The 16,043-nt window shown below is 46.6% G+C and carries 20 protein-coding genes; 13 read left to right on the forward strand and 7 right to left on the reverse strand.

Translation table 11 applies throughout. The features are described 5' to 3' along the window. A complete protein-coding gene (locus G367_RS0116695) occupies nt 1–552 on the forward strand; it encodes a DUF4136 domain-containing protein (protein WP_026305196.1) in 552 nt (183 codons plus the stop codon). 64 nt (nt 553–616) lie between these two features. Here the strand turns inward: G367_RS0116695 and G367_RS0116700 are convergent, their stop codons facing one another. Both G367_RS0116700 and G367_RS0116705 read right to left on the reverse strand, forming a co-directional pair. Beyond that, nucleotides 617–1,672, reverse strand: coding sequence for a glycosyltransferase (locus tag G367_RS0116700; protein ID WP_040629039.1), 1,056 nt, complete (start codon nt 1,670–1,672; stop codon nt 617–619). A 39-nt stretch (nt 1,673–1,711) separates the two neighbouring features. Next, nucleotides 1,712–2,752, reverse strand: coding sequence for a glycosyltransferase family protein (locus G367_RS0116705; protein ID WP_020414305.1), 1,041 nt, complete (start codon nt 2,750–2,752; stop codon nt 1,712–1,714). Between the two features lie 157 nt (nt 2,753–2,909). Here G367_RS0116705 and G367_RS0116710 point away from each other — a divergent pair, with 157 nt between their 5' ends. The 6 genes from G367_RS0116710 to parE all read left to right on the forward strand — a co-directional run bounded on the left by G367_RS0116710 (nt 2,910) and on the right by parE (nt 8,621). Further along, nucleotides 2,910–3,572, forward strand: coding sequence for an NUDIX domain-containing protein (locus G367_RS0116710; protein WP_020414306.1), 663 nt, complete (start codon nt 2,910–2,912; stop codon nt 3,570–3,572). Between the two features lie 87 nt (nt 3,573–3,659). Then, a complete protein-coding gene (locus G367_RS0116715) occupies nt 3,660–4,181 on the forward strand; it encodes a DUF1249 domain-containing protein (RefSeq protein ID WP_020414307.1) in 522 nt (173 codons plus the stop codon). Between the two features lie 41 nt (nt 4,182–4,222). Next, nucleotides 4,223–5,047: a 3',5'-cyclic-AMP phosphodiesterase gene (gene cpdA, locus G367_RS0116720; RefSeq protein ID WP_245556712.1), complete on the forward strand. Its 825-nt coding sequence runs from the start codon at nt 4,223–4,225 to the stop codon at nt 5,045–5,047. A 298-nt stretch (nt 5,048–5,345) separates the two neighbouring features. After that, on the forward strand, nt 5,346–6,023 hold the full coding sequence (locus tag G367_RS0116725; protein ID WP_020414309.1) for a hypothetical protein: 678 nt from the start codon (nt 5,346–5,348) through the stop codon (nt 6,021–6,023). 76 nt (nt 6,024–6,099) lie between these two features. After that, nucleotides 6,100–6,723, forward strand: coding sequence for a YqiA/YcfP family alpha/beta fold hydrolase (locus G367_RS0116730; RefSeq protein ID WP_026305199.1), 624 nt, complete (start codon nt 6,100–6,102; stop codon nt 6,721–6,723). 11 nt (nt 6,724–6,734) lie between these two features. Next, nucleotides 6,735–8,621: a DNA topoisomerase IV subunit B gene (parE, locus tag G367_RS0116735; protein WP_020414312.1), complete on the forward strand. Its 1,887-nt coding sequence runs from the start codon at nt 6,735–6,737 to the stop codon at nt 8,619–8,621. Nucleotides 8,622–8,991: 370 nt separating this feature from the next. Here the strand turns inward: parE and G367_RS0116740 are convergent, their stop codons facing one another. The 3 genes from G367_RS0116740 to G367_RS0116750 form a co-directional block, all read right to left on the reverse strand. Then, complete coding sequence (locus G367_RS0116740) at nt 8,992–9,237, reverse strand: hypothetical protein (RefSeq protein ID WP_020414313.1); 246 nt, start codon at nt 9,235–9,237, stop codon at nt 8,992–8,994. Nucleotides 9,238–9,368: 131 nt separating this feature from the next. Continuing rightward, nucleotides 9,369–9,875 (reverse strand): hypothetical protein, encoded by a 507-nt coding sequence (locus G367_RS0116745; protein ID WP_020414314.1) that lies wholly within the window; start codon nt 9,873–9,875, stop codon nt 9,369–9,371. Between the two features lie 51 nt (nt 9,876–9,926). Continuing rightward, nucleotides 9,927–10,727 (reverse strand): helix-turn-helix domain-containing protein, encoded by an 801-nt coding sequence (locus tag G367_RS0116750; protein ID WP_020414315.1) that lies wholly within the window; start codon nt 10,725–10,727, stop codon nt 9,927–9,929. A gap of 320 nt (nt 10,728–11,047) precedes the next feature. Here G367_RS0116750 and G367_RS0116755 point away from each other — a divergent pair, with 320 nt between their 5' ends. Together G367_RS0116755 and G367_RS0116760 are read left to right on the forward strand one after the other, a co-directional pair. Beyond that, nucleotides 11,048–11,542, forward strand: a complete 495-nt coding sequence (locus G367_RS0116755; protein ID WP_020414316.1) for a hypothetical protein — start codon at nt 11,048–11,050, stop codon at nt 11,540–11,542. A 54-nt stretch (nt 11,543–11,596) separates the two neighbouring features. Beyond that, a complete protein-coding gene (locus G367_RS0116760; RefSeq protein ID WP_020414317.1) occupies nt 11,597–12,127 on the forward strand; it encodes a hypothetical protein in 531 nt (176 codons plus the stop codon). A gap of 10 nt (nt 12,128–12,137) precedes the next feature. On the opposite strand, the gene G367_RS0116765 is transcribed toward G367_RS0116760, so the two are convergent. Together G367_RS0116765 and G367_RS0116770 are read right to left on the reverse strand one after the other, a co-directional pair. Next, the gene (locus G367_RS0116765) at nt 12,138–12,593 is read right to left on the reverse strand and encodes a helix-turn-helix domain-containing protein (protein ID WP_020414318.1); all 456 of its coding nucleotides are present in this window, start codon (nt 12,591–12,593) and stop codon (nt 12,138–12,140) included. After that, nucleotides 12,580–12,939: a helix-turn-helix domain-containing protein gene (locus tag G367_RS0116770; RefSeq protein WP_169337130.1), complete on the reverse strand. Its 360-nt coding sequence runs from the start codon at nt 12,937–12,939 to the stop codon at nt 12,580–12,582. The genes G367_RS0116765 and G367_RS0116770 overlap by 14 nt, the downstream gene beginning before the upstream one ends. Before the next feature lie 178 nt (nt 12,940–13,117). Between G367_RS0116770 and G367_RS0116775 the strand changes: the two genes are divergently transcribed. The 4 genes from G367_RS0116775 (at nt 13,118) to G367_RS0116795 (ending at nt 15,873) form a co-directional block, all read left to right on the forward strand. Next, a complete protein-coding gene (locus G367_RS0116775) occupies nt 13,118–13,405 on the forward strand; it encodes a hypothetical protein (RefSeq protein WP_020414320.1) in 288 nt (95 codons plus the stop codon). Nucleotides 13,406–14,853: 1,448 nt separating this feature from the next. Continuing rightward, nucleotides 14,854–15,150: a hypothetical protein gene (locus tag G367_RS0116785; protein WP_020414322.1), complete on the forward strand. Its 297-nt coding sequence runs from the start codon at nt 14,854–14,856 to the stop codon at nt 15,148–15,150. After that, complete coding sequence (locus tag G367_RS0116790; protein ID WP_020414323.1) at nt 15,137–15,439, forward strand: hypothetical protein; 303 nt, start codon at nt 15,137–15,139, stop codon at nt 15,437–15,439. The genes G367_RS0116785 and G367_RS0116790 overlap by 14 nt, the downstream gene beginning before the upstream one ends. Continuing rightward, nucleotides 15,436–15,873: a hypothetical protein gene (locus G367_RS0116795; protein WP_020414324.1), complete on the forward strand. Its 438-nt coding sequence runs from the start codon at nt 15,436–15,438 to the stop codon at nt 15,871–15,873. The genes G367_RS0116790 and G367_RS0116795 overlap by 4 nt, the downstream gene beginning before the upstream one ends. The last annotated feature ends 170 nt before the right edge of the window (nt 15,874–16,043 follow it).

Consider the following 16,043-nt stretch of genomic DNA (forward strand, 5'->3'; position numbering starts at 1 on the left):
ATGCGTTACATAATGACGGGTCTGGTGACATTGCTATTAATGGCAGGATGCCAGGAGATGCAGGTGGAGCGAGTAAATACAGGAGCCCAGCCGGTGGCTTTTTCCACCTACAAATGGGGAGTAACGCCGCTCGGGGATGCGCCCGATGCGCCGGCGCAATTGGTGGAGTTGGATGAAGAAATGCGTGGCACAGTCGCGGCGCAGTTGCAGCAAAGAGGTTATCGTCAGGTGGGGCAGGACCAGGAAGCCGATATGGTGGTTGACTACCAGGTTGCCGTTGTTGATGAGTTTTTTTCCGGGGATACTAGGGACCCCAGTTGGGATAAACAGTTTGACAGTAATGCGCCCCAAGAGGTTGTAGAGTTACCGCCGCTTACTGATGCCCCTCTGGTGATTATGAGTGTGGGGATTGGTCGCCCAGGGGGGGAAATTATTTGGGGTGGAAGTGCCAGTGAACTACTGACTCGCCCAGATAGCATTGAGCAGCGCCAGCGTCTCATTGTCCGGGGTGTGAGCGCCTTATTGAGGGATTTACCGGAGGCTTATCAGTAGCAGGTGCCAAAATTTTGGCCTGATGTGAAAAAAGCCACCATAAATTGGTGGCTTTTTTTGTTCATTAAGGGCGCCCTCGGTGCATTAGTTTATCGTAGAGCTCAATATAGGAGTCCACGATAAACTTTTTCGAATAGCCATTTGCATAGACCTCCGACGCATTTTCAATCAGGCTCTGGCGCAACTCAGGGTTGTCCAGTACTGATTTAATGGCTTTAGCTAGTGCGTCTGCATCATCGATCGGAGTGATTAGGCCGCTCTTACCGTCAGTAATTACCTCACCCGGCCCCTGGGAGTTGGTTGCTACTATTGGGCAGCGGTGCGCCCAGGACTCCATTACGATCGAGCCCAATCCCTCGTGGCGTGATGGGCACACAAATAGATCGGCAGTGCGCATCAGGGTGGTGACATCGTTGCGCCAGCCCAGAAAGCGTACCCGCTGATCCAGGCCAAGCCTGTGACACAGGGCCTTTAATTTGGCCTCCTCTGGCCCAGCACCTGCTAGCCACAGTGTCGCATTGGGAATCTGTGCCAGGGAGTGCAGCAGAACATTGAACCCTTTATTGATATGCAGACGTCCGGCAGCGAGAATCAGGGGTTTGTCTTCCGGAGTATTAAAACTGTTGCGTGGTAGAGGTTCTACAGGAGTCTCGTCGGCAAAGTTGGGGATATGAAAAATGCGGTCTTTGGGGATACCGCCATCAATCATATGCTGGCAGATGCCTTTACTGATACCGATCCAGTAATCTGCATGGCGGTAGTACTTAAGATTGTAGTAGTGCCCTAGGCGACTAACCAGTAAGTAGTTTTTTGAATTGGGGGTGATAATCGTGGCGCGCCCCATCCAGGTCATCACAATATCGGGCTGCCAGTTGCCCAAGGCCTCCCGGTAAATTCTGCGGCCGAGAAAATCCAGCTTGCCACCAAACTTGAAGCCTTCAGTTTCAACGCCATTGTTACGCAGTGCCTGTACGCGATGGTCGTGGTTACGAATAAATGCCTTCTCGTTAATTTCCCCTCTTGGGTTTAATCCACTTACCAGGCGTACAAAAAAATTTTCCGCACCACCGTGTTCGGCGCCGGCGAGGACTTGTGCCACTCGAATTGGCTTGTTACTCATAAATCCAACATATTAAGTGTGATTGGTTTGGCAGTGCCGTTATTTCAGGGTGCCATCCAGGTTGATATCGCGTGCCCAGGCATAGTCATGGCTAAATGGCTGCAAGCTTGTGGCTTCGACAATATACTGCGCATAGAGCTTGGAGTTCATTTCCGTATGGAAAAATTCCCGGGCCTTTGCTGCCCAGGCACGGCGTTTGGCATCATCATTTTGAAACTCTCGGATTTTTTCCAGTAGATCTTGCTCTTCTGAAAAATAAACGATGCTCTCTGGCGGTAGTAACTCATCAAAGTGCAATTTGTCACTGGTGAACTGCAGTATGCCGTTACCGGCAAGTTGTGCCATGCGTGCGGATGAATACCAGTAGTGGGTATCCTGACGATTAAAGTTCAGCCCCATTTTAGTTTGGGAGAGTGCACGATCGTAATCTCTTCCCCAGACCGGCGGCTCACCAAAACTGCCATAGGTTTTAAAATTTAATGAGTCCCCCAAGGCATCCTTGAGGTTCTTAACCATCTGCAGGCGCTTGGTAAAATTGTTGCTGTTACTGCAAAACAATAAGTCGATGGGCAGATCTGTGCGCTCAGCATTATTAAGGTTTTCGATCGAAGTCTCTACTGGGTTTGGCATGTGGTAAACCCGAGCGCCGAAGCCTTCAAAAATTTTCAGTTCGCGGCGCCCAGTGGACACGAAAACTGCATCGGCGATTTCCGCGCGGTATTTAATTCGCTCCACATTACTGGGGACAAACAGAGGATCATTATTACAGTGCGCAATCATGCAGTTGGGCTGCTGCTTTTTAATTTCCCTCAGGGTATCGTTACCGATCATGTCGCAATGGCCTGCGATCACCAAGTCCGGTTCAAATGCTTCTACGGTTTCTAACAAACGGCGGTTGGCTTTGCTCACACCCAGGTCGCGGATGCCAAACGGGGCCTCAAATGCGGCTACATCCCGATCGCTGAATACTTGGGTGTTGTGATCATTTTTGATCAGGCCAAAAGTCAATTTCTGCGCCCAGCTGACCCGTGTCTTGCCGTAGCGACGCAGTTGCTGATAGGCGATATTGAGCACTCTCATAGTGGCGCACTCTCTAAAATCCAGGGAGATAATTCGTATGGCCGCTTGGTTCAGAGGCTGTTACGGTGGGCGCAGAGTATAACAGCTGGCTCGGGTCCATATAGCCCTGTACTACCCAGAGTGCGAAAGACCTGTATCGCAAAGAGGAAGGCGAACAATGCCAAGAAAAAGTAGTCAAAACGATTTGTATCCTGAGTTTTCTGCGGATTCTGTGGAAATCCTTTCCAAGGAAACAGTGTTCAAGGGATTTTTCACCATGTTGCGCTTGAGGCTACGCCACCGGCTATTTCGCGGCGGTTGGAGCAGCACATTTCAACGCGAGGTGTTTGTCCGTGGGCCTGCTGTCGGAGTACTACTTTATGATCCAGAACGGGACCTTGTAGCATTAACTGAACAGTTTCGCGCGGGTGCTCTAGAGCGTTCAGCTGGGCCCTGGTGTCTGGAGGTGGTCGCCGGAATGGTTGAGGAGGGAGAAGATCTGCGGGATGTGGCCCAACGCGAGGTGCAGGAAGAGGCCGGTTTGAAAGTGCAGGAATTGCACTTTATCCACAGCTATATGCCCAGTGTAGGGGGCAGTTCAGAGCGATTACACCTTTACTGTGGGCTAGTGGACTTGAGTTCTGCAGAGGGGTACTTTGGCCTGGAAGATGAGAATGAAGATATACACCTAAGGGTGTTTACCCGGGATCTGATTCTTAGGACTTTGGGTGGGGACTATGCTCCAGGGGAGAACCCTATCGATAATGCACCCACTATCATTTGCATGCAGTGGCTGGAGTTAAACCGGGAAAAACTAGTAAAGATGACGCTAACTGCCTGACCGGTCATTATGCCTTGCACTCTGTTACCTGCTGTAAGGGCAAACTGAGATCTGAGTCACGGCGGCAATAGAATCGGAGTGTTGATAATGGCTGTACTGGGCGAGGCACAGGCGCGACAGCGCAAACGGCAACAATTGTCGCCAAATGGCAATGAAAGTGCAGTGTATAGAGTCGATCTGCCGTCATATCATGCCGACTGCGATGCAAACTACCTGCGTCTGATCAAATTGCTGCCACAGCTTTCAGAGAGGGAGTTGTGGCGCTATCAATTGCCCGGAGGCACTCTGATACTGGGAGTGAAGGCGCGATCTAGGTACACGACGGAAGTGTCCCTGAGCGCGGAGGTAAGCCTCAGTAAGTGCCGCTGGCTGGAACCCCCGGACTTAACTGTGCGTCTTTATCACGATGCGTGCATGGCGGAGGTAATCACAGCCAATGGTCGCGGGCCGGTGGGTGGTAAAGGAGTTGATACCGCTTACCCGAATCCCCGTATGCAACGCGCAGATGAGAGACCTCAGGCGAACCGTTATCTCGGCGAATGGCTTGAGTACTGTCTCGCAAATGGTCGCGCAGAATTTGATCTGGTGCTGGATGGCCGGAGATTTTGATTCTGCAGTAGAGCACATGGATGTGAACACAAGGTGAGCAAGTGATTCGCGAACACAATAAGTCGAAGTCTCCCCCTGGGGCGACATCGCACCGTTTGATCCAGATCACAGATCCACATATCGGCAGCAGGCCCGATTATCAATTGCTGGGTCTGGATACCGGCCACACACTCGACGAGGTTTTGGCGACAGTTATCGCCAAACAACCCCGTGCTCAAGCCCTGGTTGCCACCGGTGATATCAGTGCGAACGGCTCGGAGGCCTCCTATTGTCGCTTTTTGCAAAAAATTCGCACCATTCCTATTCCCTGGTACTGGCTTCCCGGCAATCATGATGTGAGTGCACGTATGCGGCAGTTGGCTCCCAATCGGAGCACGGATTTGATCGCACTGGGTAATTGGCGATTATTACTGCTGGATACCAGTGTGGAGGGCCAGATATGTGGTGGACTGGGTGAGGCACAACTGGAACGCCTTCAACTGCTACTATGGGAAACTCGAGAGCATCCGGTGATGATTATGATGCACCACCAGCCTGTTCCTGTGGGCAGTAAATGGATTGATGGCCATATGCTTCGTGCGGGGCGTGACCAACTTTTACAGATGGTGGATCAAGCACCTCAAGTTAAAGCCTTGGTGTGGGGCCATGTACACCAGCAATTTGACAGCAACCGAGGACAGATCGGCTTGCACGCAACGCCGTCTACTTCGGTACAGTTCACCCCTGGCAGCGGCCCTTTCGCGGTAGATGACGAAATGCCTGGCTATCGTTGGTTTGAGCTGCACAATGATGGCACCTACACCACTGGCGTGGAGCGCGTGGCCATCTCTAAATATTATGTGGATCTTGCCTCTTCAGGTTATTGATTTGCATCAACCCGGTACCAATTAGCTGTAGCGGGTTGCCTGTCTTCTGTTTCTTGATTGTTGAATAGTACAAAACCATTCTTAACGAACTAACTACTATCTTTCCTCCCCGGTCGCCGTACAATGAAATTCCCTGGATTGGGCGCAAGTCCAATCATTGGTATAGGGATTGATCGGCGAAAATCAGAGCTATAAAAGTGTGACGCTGCAATGAGCAGCCTAAAAAGTGTGGTAATTGATCGCTGTGTTCGAGCTCCATTCGCCGGGTTGATAACATCGGGAAGTCAGGAGTTTAGAAATGCAAAAATTATTACTTAGCTCAATGTTGGGTACAGCATTAATAGTTACAGCCTGTACCCAGCAACCAATACAGGTTACATCTGCTGAAGGTAGCTCTGTTCAGGTACAGCAGGATGGTTTGGAGCCTCGTCCCAGCCATTTGGATGAGGTATCAGCAGCTTTTGCTTTGGATCTCAGTGGCGCCAAGGTTTATGTCGGCCCTGTACAAATTGAATACAGCAAGCGTTTTTCCACTTTGCCACGCAGTAATTATCGCGAGAAGGACTATGAGCTGGACCAACGGGATCTGCAGCGCCTTAATAACCTGTTGGCACAAACTTTCTCGGATAAGTTTCTTAGTGCGCGCAATGGAGTGCTGGTTTCTGAGCAGTCAGAGGCTGATTACACCCTGGCAATGTCACTGGAAAAATTTTCAGTGGCTGCTCCATTGGACCCCTCACCCTGGGCGTGGCGTGTGTACACTGAACAGAGTGCCTATGGTGTACTGGTAGGAACTCTCTACGACCGCGATGGCAATGCGGTGATGCGCTTTCGCGACCGGCGGGATATTGGAGAAAACTTTGGTACGAACGGGCCGGGGGGGCGGCTTGAGCGCTTTACAAGCGTAACTTTTTGGTCTGATATGCGTGTAGATATGCGCCGGGCCTTTGCCAGCCTCGATAAGGCTCTACTGTAGATAATGTGAAATATTCGGCGGGTAGGTATGGAGCTTACGCTCCCACAGGCTCTCAAGGGCGCTATAATCCCCGCCTATGCAAACACAAGACTCCAAGGGAAGGCCGCTGCTGATTTACTTGCACGGCTTTCTATCGTCCCCGCAATCTTTTAAGTGTCAGTTGATGCGCGAACAGCTCGGTGCTGATCATCCGAGCATTATTTTCTGTGCGCCACAAATCTCTCCTTATCCGGCAATTGCACAGCAATCCCTGGTTAGCTTATTAAAGGGTTTCCTGAAGTCTGCTGATTGTGGCCCTATTGGGTTGGTGGGAAGTTCTATGGGAGGGTTTTGGTGCACCTATCTGGGAGAGCGCTTTAACCTGCCAGCAGCACTTATCAACCCTGCAGTACGACCGTCCCGCTTTATGCCCGCCTATATTGGGCAGGTATTACGGCCTTATAGTGGTGAACAGCGAGACTATCGCCTTGGTAGGGGGGACGTAGATACTTTGGAGCATTTGGAAGCTGAGCTGCCCAGCCCTTTGAGCAGTCGCTATTGGCTTTTAGCCCAGCGAGGTGATGAAACACTCGATTACCGTGATGCAGAGGACTTTTATCGGGGCCAGCGTCAAACTATCGAAGACGGTGGTGATCACAGCTTTCAGGGGTTCGCACGATATTGCGATCCTATAGTTGAATTTTTATTTAATCAGCAGTAATTAATTAAATTATGGCCAATTATTCCGCCGAAGATATTGAGGTTCTCACAGGGCTGGATCCGGTGCGCAAACGCCCCGGTATGTATACAGATACTACCCGCCCCAACCACTTGGCCCAAGAAGTCATCGATAATAGTGTCGATGAAGCCCTCGCAGGTCATGCCAATAAAATCGAAATCGTCTTACACAAAGACCAATCGATCTCTGTTAGTGATAACGGGCGTGGCATGCCCGTGGATATTCACCCCGAGCAGGGGCGTCCAGGTGTTGAAGTAATTTTGTCCACCTTGCATGCTGGAGGTAAGTTTTCCAATAAAAACTACCAGTTTTCTGGCGGTTTGCATGGTGTGGGTGTGTCCGTGGTCAACGCCCTGTCGAAGGTGCTTGAAGTGACTATCCAGCGGGATGGTAAAGTACATCGAATCGGTTTCAAGGATGGAGAAAAAGCCTCTGATCTTGAAGTGGTCGGTGACTGCCCCAAGCGTACTACCGGAACCAGCGTTCGTTTTTTGCCAGACCCGCAGTATTTTGATTCCGCAAAATTTTCCGTGGTGCGCCTACGCCACCTGCTACGTGCCAAAGCTGTGCTCTGTCCTGGGCTCACCGTTACCTTTATCAATGAACAGGACGGGGAGTCGGATGAATGGTACTACGAAGATGGACTAAAAGATTATCTTGCTGCGGCTAACCAAGGATGGGAAATTCTGCCTGCAGAACCTTTTGTCGGTAGTTTTGCTGCATCTACAGAAGCTGCAGACTGGGCAGTACAGTGGTTACCTGAAGGTGGAGAAATTACTGCAGAGTCCTATGTAAACCTGATTCCCACCGCTCAGGGTGGCACTCATGTGAATGGGCTGCGAGCAGGTTTGCTGGATGCCATGCGGGAGTATTGTGAAATCCGCAACTTGTTACCTCGCGGTATTAAGTTGGGTCCTGAGGATATTTGGGGCCAATGTTCCTACGTACTTTCTGCCAAGCTGGCTGACCCTCAGTTTTCAGGTCAGACCAAAGAGCGGCTGTCCTCTCGCGAAGCTACTGCGTTTATCTCCGGTGTGGCTAAGGATGCCTTTAGCCTATGGTTGAACCAGCACACGGAAGAGGGCGATAAACTCGCTGAAGTATGCATCAGCAATGCGCAAAAACGTATGCGCTCCGCCAAAAAAGTTGCACGTAAAAAAGTAACCCAGGGACCTGCACTGCCCGGCAAATTAGCAGACTGCTCCAGTGCCGATACCTCCCGCAGTGAACTCTTCCTGGTCGAGGGGGACTCTGCGGGTGGCTCCGCCAAGCAGGCTCGTGACCGTGAGTTTCAGGCTATCATGCCCTTGCGCGGAAAAATTCTGAATACTTGGGAGGTTGATTCAGCAGAAATCCTGGGCAGCCAAGAAGTGCATGATATTGCTGTAGCCTTGGGAGTAGATCCCGGTAGCGATAACCTTGAAGGTTTGCGCTATAACAAAATTTGTATTCTTGCAGATGCCGATTCAGATGGATTACATATTGCTACTCTGCTTTGTGCCCTATTCCTGAGACACTTCCGCCCGCTTGTGACCAATGGCCATGTGTATGTAGCAATGCCGCCATTATTTCGTATCGATATTGGCAAAGATGTCTATTACGCGCTGGATGAATCAGAAAAACAGGGCATTCTCGATCGAATCAGTGCAGAGAAGAAAAAGGGCAAGATCCAGGTTACTCGCTTTAAAGGCCTAGGTGAAATGAATCCTATGCAGCTGCGTGAAACCACAATGGATCCCAATACCCGTCGCCTGGTACAGCTTTATATAGATGCCGGTGATGACAGCAATCAGTTGTTGGATATGTTACTTGCCAAAAAGCGTGCGGGTGATCGCAAGCAGTGGCTGGAGAGTAAAGGGAACCTTGCCGAGGTCGGTTAATTTTTTAGGTTGTAGCAATAATTTATTGGAGTGCAGGAACATCTTATAAATTTGGGGGGAAAGCATTAAACTAACGTATATTGTCTGAGCAAGGAAGCTCTAAATATCTCATGAAGGGAATATCCCTGCTCGTAAATTAAAAGGATCTGTCATTAATAGTACCATTTCATTTAAATATGATGAATAGTAGGATATCTATCTTTACGTTAGTTCTTCATTCATGCGATCGCCTCCATTTTTACTTTTAAATTTAGTTGCCTTGATCAGCTGAGTAAAACGCTTATTTTCAAGAGACAAATTTCCAGCTTTTGCTTAATTTGATCCATCTAAGTTATGTACTTGATAAGTGCTTCCTGGCCTTTTTTTATTTTTACTTGGGGGTAGCCAAATATTGATCGCAGTCCCTTTCCTTGAGTTCACCATCAACCACATTGTAGATGGTAAGCTCATCGGTTACTTTGTCAAAGATTTGAACCCAGCTAGCAAAGAAATTTTCCTTGGCAATTTCCTCTGCTCTTTTCCGTGCCTCTTCTTTATTTGGGTGAGACTCTTTAAAATCTTTTGCTCCACCCATCTGCAGATTATAGCTGCCGTAAAAAATTGCAAATCTGTCCATTATTTTTTTGTCTCCTAATAAGTTTATTTTTTTAAAAATTGGTTAAATCCATATTGGTTTTCATCGTAAATAAGGGAAATTCAATATAGATGGGAATTTATGACAAATATTGTTTCCATATCTCGGTCTCCTCAATAGGTCCATAGCCAGGGGCGCGGGCGCCCAGGGAAATCAGTGTTCCCTCCAATATGAATAAAGCGTCCTGTGTATGGTCCGCGCTGATTGGGACAAATAGCAGTAAAAGGGCGCGGCATGCCTCTTTGGCTATGCCACCAATTGTAAATGTGCAGTGCCTCAATCAAATCATGGGCATTAGCACCATATATTCTTACATCTACACCCACGCCACTGGGATGATCGCCGTGAATATATGGTTTTCCATCTCGCTTGGCTTGCTCACGCTTGCGCAACTCTACAGGGTGGCGACTGCAACGGTAGCCGCTGGAAATTGGCATTGAGCGACAGTACACTTTCTCACGTACCCGATTTAGATGCTGCATAAATTCATGATTCATGTTCTGTGCATTGCCCACACAAGTATCGCCCTGGTGGCGCTCTGTTATGCAGTTGTTACAGCGACATTGCAGTTCTTTATAAGAAAAATAATTTCTATTGGCTGGAGTTAAAAAATCAAGCATTGTGGAGGCTCAAGAGCTTAGTAATGGTGGTTGAATAAATAATTTTCATACCTACCATTGGTCATTGAGCATGTCGGCGATGGGGATATCACGAGAGCGGCGGTTGCTGCTTGATGTACGAGGGGACATCTTTGACTGCATAGGTACGAGCCACTCCAATTCCAGTCCGTACCAGCCACGGTCGGGAATCTTTTGTAGGGCTTCATTGGCTGTTATACCTGCGATCTGGGGTGCTTGCAGAGCAGTTTTTATCAGTCGATTAAATGCGCCTTGGGTTAGTGGTTTTTTCTGTTTCTCTCGGTGATCTATAACTTCCCGAGCAATTTCTGGATCAATAGAATCAGGCAAGTTATCAAGGATAATTCCTCTGTGTCGATTTATATACTTTATAGATTTATTATTTTTTACATTATTGGGGCTAACAGTAACCCCACTTGACGCGTTTTTCCGGTGTTCCTGGTACTCGGTGCTCCTAGTTTGGGAACTCAATGAACCTGGCTCACTCTGCACCCAGTGCTTTGGAACCCCAGTTAATGCACCTAGTTTCTCCTCGCTCTCGTCGTTGCATAGTCCTTCGGGTTGAACCAAATACGCCCGTACTTTGCGTCTTTTATTATCTGCGCCATACCCCACGTGTAAGGGCATTTCTACTAGGCGACCCTTGGCACATAACCGAGCTACTGTGCGCTTTATAGTGGCTTTGGATAATGAAGTTCGACGGGCAACAGTTTCTTTACTCGGCCAGGAGCAACCCTTTTCATTGGCGTAGCTACCATAAGCTAGAAGAACAAATTTTTCGGTACTATTTAGATTTTCGAGCTTCCAGACTCGCGTCATTAGTTCTAAACTCACAGTCCCTTTCCCTTAGGTATCGCTTGTGGATTAAAAAACAATACTCCACATGTGGTGCTTGTTGCAACCTGTCTAACCTGCTATATGGATATTATTTCACCAAAATTTGATAAATTTATTTCTTTCATTGTGTAATTTTAGGCTTAATTGCCTGATTTTTATTCTGACAATTTATAGTGACACTTATGGTATGATCATTTCTCAGTACAAAAGGCCCACTATCAATCGACTTTGGGCGGTTTGGAAAAGAAAAGTCACGCTACAGAAGACGGGTCAAAGATTACTTCGCAAGTGATACTTGCAGTACTAAGGAAATACACTTGAGCAAAAAGAAGTCATTAGGTACTGCCGGGAGTAGCGCGCGCCTGCATCGACTGTTGGATGCAAAAGGCTTCGCACCAGACGGTAAGGGGCGTGTAGCCGCCTTTTCGAGGGAGTTTCGGGTAAATACGGCTAACGCGACCAGATGGCTTAATGACGATAAAGTACCTCGTGATATGACAGAATTGAAACGAATCTCTGATGCTCTGGGTACAGATCCATTTTGGTGGGCAATAGGTAAAGGAGAAGAGGAGTCCTCTGTGCAAGAGGTATTCGATATTTCACTTTTTGGCCGGTGTGCAAATGCACTTCTAAAACGATTGGCAGACCTGATGGATAGACCGCTGGATCTTGAAGGAGAGGCTTTGAACTGCGGTTATATCGAGCTTTACGAGTATGCATGTAGTAATAGCGGAAACATTGATCCGGACCGTGTATCACTTACAGCTGTCAACGTATTAGCAGTACATAGAAAACAATTGAGTGCGCAATGACAGGGTAGATAGCCATAAGGTTTTTACCCAGCTCAACAATAGGTAGAGGGGAAAATGGTTGATAAATACTTAGTGGCTACAGAGGGATGTAGTGAGCGTTTGAATCTCTTACTAGATAAAGCTGGCTTTCCTCCTGAAGGATCGGGACGTAGCGCAGAATTTTCACGCAGGTTTGGAGTAAGTAAGGCAAATACCACCCGCTGGCTCAGTCAGGATATTCTCCCCCGCGACCTCAAGGAAATGGATGATATCGCCGAAGCTTTGGGTTCAGATGCTATTTGGTGGGCCTATGCTGCCGATCGTAATTCTCTATGCTCCGATCTCCCCCCCCCCAAAACTGTCAAAGACTTTGTACTCGCTGGCCAATGTGTTAACGAAGTAGTGTGTTATTTGGATGAGGCCTTGGGGGGGGATGTAGATATCGCTGTAGATGATGAAATCCTTACACGTTCCTACAGCGAACTTTATGCCGATGCCAAGAAGAACAAAGGCAAAATTAGCAAGGACCTAGTAGCACGCGCAGCCGTAAGGGTACTGGTTGAGATGCATCGCAGGGAGCGACAAGACAAGATGATTATACTGTAGCTAGTAGCCCTTACTCTGATTTTAATAATGCTTGTAAGCGTCGCTGGTCTCTTGCTATAGCTATCTCGGCTGGAGCTCCACCACGCTTTAGGTGCAACTGATATAGATCTGCCACTAATTCCCCTACTGCTCCCTGCGTCTGAATGTCCAGTGCGCGTAGACGATATAGTAGACGCTGCCAAGTGCGCGCTAACTTCGCCTCACCAGAAAGCGGTTGCCCGACTAAGGTTACCCCATAAACTAAGAGGTTGGCATCAAGCCCATATAAGCGCCCGAGCTGCTGTAAATCCGCTCCATTGGCTAGGTATTCACTGCGCTCTAAACGTTTGTAACTCGATAGACTCATCCCCAAAGCCCGTGCCGTAGCGGTGATTCCCTGCCCGGCATCCAAGCGCAGAGATTTCGCTATCGCTGCCAACATTTCCATATAGTCCCGCTCTTCCCTGGTGGGTTCACGGCTGGGCATTACGTCCCGCGGTGATGTTGAACACAAATTTTTCTACAGCCTCCATTTCATCCAGGTCTAGCAGGCTTAGGTGTTGTTGGAATTGCGGGCTGGCTTCGATGCCTAATAATGGCACTTTCTCCATACCGACCAGCCAGCTATTGGGGCTCAAATTGTAGCCGCCCAGTAAAGGCAATAGTTCTCTAGGAGCCAACCTGCCATTGCCTCTCTCTATACGCTGCAAGCGCTCTGCGCTGATACCCGAGATCGCAGCCATTTTTACTAGACTCAAACCCAGCGCTCGACGCTGTTGAGCCAAGCGCAACCCTGGGCTCAACTCAAGCCAGTTAGTGGGTAAGCGATTCACCACCATTCTCCTTAAAAGCATTTATACGATAGTGCAACTTTCATGAAATCGTATCTATGTCGAATCTATTTTAATAAACCGGTTCAAGTCTGACCCATCAGGGATTTTTACGATAGACCTCAATAGGTATATTGTTCTCTTGTTTGTTGTATTACGACAATAAAGTGAGAGGATTGTCATGGAAGCTAGAAAAATAACCCAATTTCAGGAAAAAAATGGGGGTATAAACACTAAAAATCGAGCTGCGCGAGTAGCTGCCAGAGTAACAGCAAAAATTGCTCTAGCTAAGGGCGCCACTATGACACAAGCCCTTTCTATTCAACGGCAGCTATTCGAAGCACTGTCTGAGGATACCTACAAAGCTGAGGTTAAAACAAAGGGCACCTTACATTGTATTGCATCCGTACGTGCAGATCTTTGTAGAAAATGCGAGGCATGTACATTAAAGCTTAACTGTACCCGATGACAAAGTTAGATAGAGTAAAACAAATCAAATTACCTTAAAGCATTACCTTTTCTCGACTCCAGGTTGTTGCGATATATTTAGCCCTAATTAATCTAAATAAAACGCTTCAACCTATTAGGTCCTATTTTATCTCGTATTATGGCGAAATATCTTGTAAAAAATTTCTGAGCAATTTATTGCAAATATTACTGAAATAATTATTTGTCGTCGCTTTGTGACTTGTGCAAGAGAATTGTCACATTCGAGGTAATAGTTATGGTGGGATATCCAGATATTCAAGACTCCTTCGGAAATTTATAAGCAATGAGGGATTGAGGAGGAATAAACAATGGCGCACAGCTATCGGAAACTTAACCGGTGCGAGCACTAAACGGCCTAAAGTGTTTGGCAGGTATAGAGCGAAGCCGTGACGCACTTTTTTGAGGTCTAAATTTCTGGGCACAAGAAGTTTCTAGCCTAGCGAGCTATGGAGGAATTTAGTGGTGAGGACTCATTCTAGCACTTATTAGTTTTTCGTAAGTTAGGCTTAAGCTATCAAGCTAGCTTCAGTTTTTGAACTCTTCTTACTGCAATGCCTGCTTACATATTGATTAGTGTGAAGAATTTATTGGCTGTTAATCTATTGTTCCTTCCATATTCTATAAGTGAGGTCTGAATTAAAAGGGTCATGTGTTTGGTGATTACGGATTTTTTCGCTAAAGTATCCGTATCGTGGGCAAGGTAAGCTCGTGAATAACAGGCCAGAGCTGTAAAATTTAATTTTGCGGCTATTGGCTTGATATCTATATGGTGCAATTTTTTCATCTATATCCTCTGAAGAAAATGGAAGTTATTGAGGGGTACTCATAAGAGTCGTATTGCATTCTTAGGTAGAGTTATACACTGCAATATAGATATAATCTTTGAGGTTTATTAAAAGGGTCATGTATTTTGCAGTTACGGATTTGTTTGCTAAAGTTTCTGCATTGTGGGCGAAGTAAGCCCATAAAGGTGAGGGTAGGAAAATGAGATGTGACGATAGCTGCTGCGGCTGTTAATCGATTGCGTCACAAATTCTCAGATTTTTTTGGTTTTCCAAAAATGTTAATTAATTATGCTTGATTGATAGCTGCCACCAGTGCTGCTTTGGTGGCAGTTGGCTTGATAGTTTGAATTTTCTGTCTATATGCTCTGAGGAGAATGACAGGTATTGAAGTATGCTTTTGTGGTCGTTATTGCGTGCCTAAATTGTTTATTAGTCCATAGTCAAATTACAGGCCCGATTTAAAAGGGTCATATATTTGGTGATTACAGATTTTTTCGATAAGGTTTCTGTAGTGTGGGTAAGGTAAGACCAGCAGAAGCTAAGACAGTAAATTTAATTTCGATTAATATTTTTCGAAGTCGTTTAATCTGAATATTGAGAAAGCTCCAGAAATTCTGGGGCTTTTTTGTATCCTGGGGAATTTATGAGTTGTGATCAACCTCAAGCGATCGACCGTGATACACCGGTGGCTATTGGTTTGGTAATTATGCTATGTGGGGCAGTTTTTTCTTTTGGAATGTTTTGGAGCAAATGGCAAGCATTAGAGCACAACCACAAGAATGATATTGCACGCCTGGATGAGGCTAATCGTCGCCTGGAAGAGAAAACTGACCGTAAATTTGAGAATTTACAGAATAGTATTGATCAAGTGGGAGCTGATGTGAACCAAGTTAAGAATTTCTTAATGCGAAATCCTGTACACAAATATGAACAAAACTGAAAAGAGCCCCCTTACCTTAGAGTCTATAGGTTCATCAGAAGTACTTGTATTAGTGGTGCCAACAAAAGAATTTATGATAGCAGTATCTACTAATAGCGAAACTATGACAGTCTGGCAATGTAATGGCGGAGGGCTATTTAAGCCACTAAAGGAATATCCATATATAGAGACAACTAATGCCGGATTCTTAACTCTAAACGAAGTTTATGATAAAGCGGCGGAAGCAGCTTATCAATATTTATCTCGAGAGCCATGCTTGTGGGGAATTAAATTGGGGCTTAAATCATGAGTTTATGGAAGAGATTATGGGATACTAGCGATGTTATCGAACAGAGTGTCGATGCCGTAATTAGAACCGGTGATGCTTTAGTTTATACTGAAGAGGAAAAAGCTGATTTCAAAGCAAGAGTATTAGATTGGATGCTGAAGTGGCAGCAGGTAACTGCTGGCCAGAACCTTACCCGGCGTTTATTAGCGTTATCAATTACGTTTATTTGGCTGCTAGAAAGTCTCGTAGCTTTGATATTGTGTGTGTGGTCAGCATTTGAGCCTTATAGTCAAAGTTTCGCTAATGCTGCTGAAATTACTTTTTCAGCAGCCTCGAAAATGGGATTACCGGTAGGAGTAATTCTTACTTTTTATTTTGCTCCGAATAAAATCAGCGAAGCGATAGCTCGCTATCATATGGCCCGTTCTCCTTCGGGTTTATCTAAAGATAGCTAAATTTATTTAGTGGCCGAAAAATTTTAGATTCAAAAGTTTTAAATTCCTTTGGGTTGTGTTGCTCAAATTTATTTATTTTTTTTTGGGTTTTTAAAATTTCAGTGGTTCAGATTTAGTTTTTGAATTTCACATTGGATCTAATTTTTATTTGCTCCTTGAGGTCGGATAAG

Origin of the sequence: Microbulbifer variabilis ATCC 700307, assembly GCF_000380565.1 — a bacterium.
GTDB classification, from domain to species: domain Bacteria; phylum Pseudomonadota; class Gammaproteobacteria; order Pseudomonadales; family Cellvibrionaceae; genus Microbulbifer; species Microbulbifer variabilis.

What these genes read in the sequence shown, in the direction of transcription:
- G367_RS0116695 (WP_026305196.1), top strand. Translation starts at nt 1, where the DNA reads ATGCGTTACATAATGACGGGTCTGGTGACATTGCTATTAATGGCAGGA.
- G367_RS0116700 (WP_040629039.1), bottom strand. Translation starts at nt 1,672, where the DNA reads ATGAGTAACAAGCCAATTCGAGTGGCACAAGTCCTCGCCGGCGCCGAA.
- G367_RS0116705 (WP_020414305.1), bottom strand. Translation starts at nt 2,752, where the DNA reads ATGAGAGTGCTCAATATCGCCTATCAGCAACTGCGTCGCTACGGCAAG.
- G367_RS0116710 (WP_020414306.1), top strand. Translation starts at nt 2,910, where the DNA reads ATGCCAAGAAAAAGTAGTCAAAACGATTTGTATCCTGAGTTTTCTGCG.
- G367_RS0116715 (WP_020414307.1), top strand. Translation starts at nt 3,660, where the DNA reads ATGGCTGTACTGGGCGAGGCACAGGCGCGACAGCGCAAACGGCAACAA.
- G367_RS0116725 (WP_020414309.1), top strand. Translation starts at nt 5,346, where the DNA reads ATGCAAAAATTATTACTTAGCTCAATGTTGGGTACAGCATTAATAGTT.
- G367_RS0116730 (WP_026305199.1), top strand. Translation starts at nt 6,100, where the DNA reads ATGCAAACACAAGACTCCAAGGGAAGGCCGCTGCTGATTTACTTGCAC.
- parE (WP_020414312.1), top strand. Translation starts at nt 6,735, where the DNA reads ATGGCCAATTATTCCGCCGAAGATATTGAGGTTCTCACAGGGCTGGAT.
- G367_RS0116740 (WP_020414313.1), bottom strand. Translation starts at nt 9,237, where the DNA reads ATGGACAGATTTGCAATTTTTTACGGCAGCTATAATCTGCAGATGGGT.
- G367_RS0116745 (WP_020414314.1), bottom strand. Translation starts at nt 9,875, where the DNA reads ATGCTTGATTTTTTAACTCCAGCCAATAGAAATTATTTTTCTTATAAA.
- G367_RS0116760 (WP_020414317.1), top strand. Translation starts at nt 11,597, where the DNA reads ATGGTTGATAAATACTTAGTGGCTACAGAGGGATGTAGTGAGCGTTTG.
- G367_RS0116765 (WP_020414318.1), bottom strand. Translation starts at nt 12,593, where the DNA reads ATGCCCAGCCGTGAACCCACCAGGGAAGAGCGGGACTATATGGAAATG.
- G367_RS0116775 (WP_020414320.1), top strand. Translation starts at nt 13,118, where the DNA reads ATGGAAGCTAGAAAAATAACCCAATTTCAGGAAAAAAATGGGGGTATA.
- G367_RS0116785 (WP_020414322.1), top strand. Translation starts at nt 14,854, where the DNA reads ATGAGTTGTGATCAACCTCAAGCGATCGACCGTGATACACCGGTGGCT.
- G367_RS0116790 (WP_020414323.1), top strand. Translation starts at nt 15,137, where the DNA reads ATGAACAAAACTGAAAAGAGCCCCCTTACCTTAGAGTCTATAGGTTCA.
- G367_RS0116795 (WP_020414324.1), top strand. Translation starts at nt 15,436, where the DNA reads ATGAGTTTATGGAAGAGATTATGGGATACTAGCGATGTTATCGAACAG.